Genomic DNA, 3,510 nt, shown 5'->3' with positions numbered 1-3,510 from the left:
CTGTAACCGGAAGGTTTATTACAAAGAATGCTAGTCCATACTGGTAAGGCAGAAGAACAGATGGTTTTGAGAAAATGAACCTGAAGAAAGGAGTGGACATCGTGGGTGAATCATACTGGGTGCTTGTAAACGAGCAGTTGGATTCACATACGAGAGAAGTAATTAACGAATACTTGTTGAGCTTAAAAGTGTCCAACAAGTCTGAAACCACGATTGTGAAATACAGACGGAATTTAGACATGTTCTTTCGTACAGTGAATGTGCCGTTAACCGACCTAACCTCTGACGAGGTGTTGAATTGGTTGAATGACTATACCAAGGGTCGCAAGCCAAAGACGGTTGCTTTAATGTTTTCGACACTTTCTACGTTCTTTTCTTTCTGCCAAGCGGAGGATTATTTAGATCAACCGCTGCTAAAGAGAAGGTGGCGGCCGAAACTTCCTGATGCTCTGCCTAAGTATCTAACTGACAAAGAAGTAGCGCTTGTAAAAATGAAAGCCGAAGGGTTGCCGCTTAGGGATCGAACAATTATCTCCTTTTTATTGTCTTCAGGCTGCCGGCGTTCGGAAGTCTCTCATTTAAATGTTTCAGATATAGACTTAAACAAACGGACAGCTGAAGTGAGAGGCAAAGGGAAGAAAGTACGAACGGTGCACTTTTCGATCGAGTGTTCGCTCCTATTAAAAGCGTACCTGAACCACCGACCGCCGAGTAAAGATGATGCCTTGTTTCTTACACATTCGGGGGATCGTCTGCAGCCGATTGGGATTTACAAAACGGTGGTGCGTGTCGGGAAAGAAGCGGAACTGCTCCAACGATTTACACCACATGGGTGCAGGCACACATTTGCTACGACTATGATGTCTAGAGGGGCTGACCTGGAGTTTATCGGGGCAGAGCTTGGTCACACCGACTTAAACACAACCAGAGTGTACGCCCGTGTTCCTAGTGAAAAGTTGAGAACAGCTTATCAAAAAATAATGGGGTAGATTGAAATGAAAACCAATGACGAAGTTATTCGCCAATTCTTTGCGGATAATGAAGCGCAGTTTAGTTCAGAAACTATCAGGAGCTATACCATTGCACTCAAGCAGTTTTTTTCATTTTGTGATCTCACTTATGACAAGGTTAAAGCGATTCATGTTCGTGCATGGCTCGCTGATATGCAGGAACAGGAACTTAAGCCTCGAACGGTACAGTTAAAACTAGCAGCGGCTAAATCGTTCTATCGCTACTGTTTGGAAGAGCACATCATAAAAAAAGATCCTACAACACATGTTCCTACACCCCAACTAGAAGATTCGCTTCCTTACTATTTAGATAAAAAGCAGTTGGCTCAACTAATGGAGTACACGATGCAGTGGCCTCGGGAACGAGTGCTTGTTGAAATGTTATATACCACGGGTGTACGCATCAGTGAACTCTTAAATATTAAACAAGAGGATATTAAATGGGACACCCAGCAAATCTGGATACGCAGAGGGAAAGGTAATAAAGAACGTTTCGTCTTATTTACAACGGCCTGTGGCGCAAGGTTAGATGAGTATCTTTCCACCAGGACTGTTGACAGTCCATATTTATTTGTTAACCCGCAAGGGAAGCCGTTGAGCAGGGTTTATGTGGAACAGCTTTTTCGTAAGTTTTCAGAGGCGGTCGGCTTCAAAGTGACACCGCATACGTTACGACATACATTTGCAGCACACTTGGCAGAAAAGGATATGCCGCAAAGCAATATCCAAGAGTTGTTAGGTCACGTCAATATTAACACGACGCGGATTTATACCAGATTGAGTGAGAAAGCCCGGAAAAAACAATATGATCAGTACAATAATTGATGGGTGGATAAAAAGGAGAAAAGCTTATGAATGAGAAGAAAGAAATCTTTCACCATAATAAACTGATACTTCAAAAGTATTATCTTCATATGGAACTTGCCAACCGAAGTGAACACACACTGGAAAGTTATAAACGGGTATTAGATCGTTTCTTTTCTGAGGTATGGATTCCGATAGAGGACATTCAACCGGAAGATGTTTTGGAATGGCTGCGAGAACATACCCAGGGGAAAAAAGAAACAACCATTTCGACATGGATGAGTATCTTATCTTCATTTTTTATGTTTTGTGAAGCTGAGGAGTATATTGATCAAGTGCCGTTAAAAAGTCGTTGGCGGCCTCGCTTACCCAAGCCAATCCCTAAATATTTAGACCAAAATGAGTTGGCACGAATACAGTTACAATCCGAGAAATCGTCTTTACGCAATCAAATCTTATTTGAGTTTCTCGTTACTTCCGGTTGTCGAGTGGGGGAAACCTGCGCATTAAATAAGACCGATGTTGATCTTCATACCCGTACAGTGCAAGTCAAAGGAAAGGGAAGTAAAATTCGGACCGTTCATTTCTCAGAACGATGTGCCATCCTGCTTGAGAAATACATGGATACTCTGCCAGAAGAAACACCAGCATTGTTTTTAAATCGCTCAGGTTCACGGATCACTCGTGTTGGCGTCCACCTTATTTTAAGTCACATGGGAAAGAAGGCGAATCTCTCTGGTTCGTTAGGACCTCACCGCCTGCGCCATACGTTTGCGACGACGCTCTTATCAAAAGGAGCAGAATTATCCTTTATTGCTGAAGAGTTAGGTCACAGCAACTTAGATACGACACGTGTTTATGCCCGTCTTCCTAAAGATGAATTGGTTTCGATGTACAGAAAGTACATGGGATAAGGGGGAACGATAATGACAAATGAAACGGAAATCATTCTTGAGACATTTGTGGAAGAGCATCTATCCCGACTGCAGGAACAAACCCTGGTCACTTATAAGCGAAACATTATAGAATTCCTGGACTTTGCACAAATCCCTTTGCAAGATGTTCGTCCTTCTGATGTTCGGAAATGGATGGCTCATTTGAATCACTATGAACCGGCGACGATTCATCAAAAAATAGCTTCCTTGCGACTGTTTTTTGATTACGGTGTTGAAGAACAGATGGTGGAGAAAAATCCGATTTATGCCATTGAGTTACCGAAATTAAAAGATCGAGTTCCTGAGTATTTAACAAGAGAGCAGCTCATGCAATTAAGGATGTTAACTAATCGAAGCAGACGTGAGCGGGCCATTATTGAAATGTTTTACGCTACTGGGGTAAGGTTAAGTGAACTGATTGCGATGAAGCAGACCGACATTGATTGGGAAGGTCGGCATATCTTAATTCGTAAAGGGAAGGGGAAGAAAGAACGGCTTGTGTTATTTACACCTGAATGTGAACAGCAAGTTAAGGACTATCTAAAGGAACGAGCGGATGAACAGCCATACCTTTTTTTGAATTCAAAGGGAAGACCCCTGCAAAGTCGAACCCTCCGGTTGATGTTTGAAGGGTACTCAAAGCAGTTAGGTTTTAAGGTAACGCCCCATACGATGCGCCATACATTCGCGGCTCACTTAGCGGAAAAAGGGATGCCGTTGGTGCATATTCAAGACCTTCTAGGTCATGATACCATAGGAGT

Annotated in this window: 4 protein-coding genes; all 4 read left to right on the top strand. The window is 42.7% G+C overall.

Annotation, left to right across the window (positions count from 1 at the left end; translation table 11 throughout):
• Positions 1–101: 101 nt before the first annotated feature.
• Positions 102–989, top strand: a complete 888-nt coding sequence (locus B0H94_RS14875) for a tyrosine-type recombinase/integrase (protein WP_245894083.1) — start codon at positions 102–104, stop codon at positions 987–989.
• A 6-nt stretch (positions 990–995) separates the two neighbouring features.
• Positions 996–1,835 carry a site-specific tyrosine recombinase/integron integrase gene (gene xerA / locus B0H94_RS14870; RefSeq protein ID WP_106590046.1) on the top strand — a complete coding sequence of 280 codons (840 nt, stop codon included), beginning with the start codon at positions 996–998 and terminating at the stop codon, positions 1,833–1,835.
• Between the two features lie 26 nt (positions 1,836–1,861).
• Positions 1,862–2,728: a tyrosine-type recombinase/integrase gene (locus B0H94_RS14865; RefSeq protein WP_106590045.1), complete on the top strand. Its 867-nt coding sequence runs from the start codon at positions 1,862–1,864 to the stop codon at positions 2,726–2,728.
• 12 nt (positions 2,729–2,740) lie between these two features.
• The coding region (locus B0H94_RS14860) for a tyrosine-type recombinase/integrase (protein WP_106590044.1) at positions 2,741–3,510 on the top strand (770 nt) is incomplete at its 3' end.

It is taken from the genome of Salsuginibacillus halophilus (genome assembly GCF_003014715.1).
In the GTDB taxonomy this organism is placed as follows: Bacteria; Bacillota; Bacilli; order Bacillales; family Marinococcaceae; genus Salsuginibacillus; species Salsuginibacillus halophilus.
This window is presented reverse-complemented; position numbering and strand designations above follow the sequence as displayed.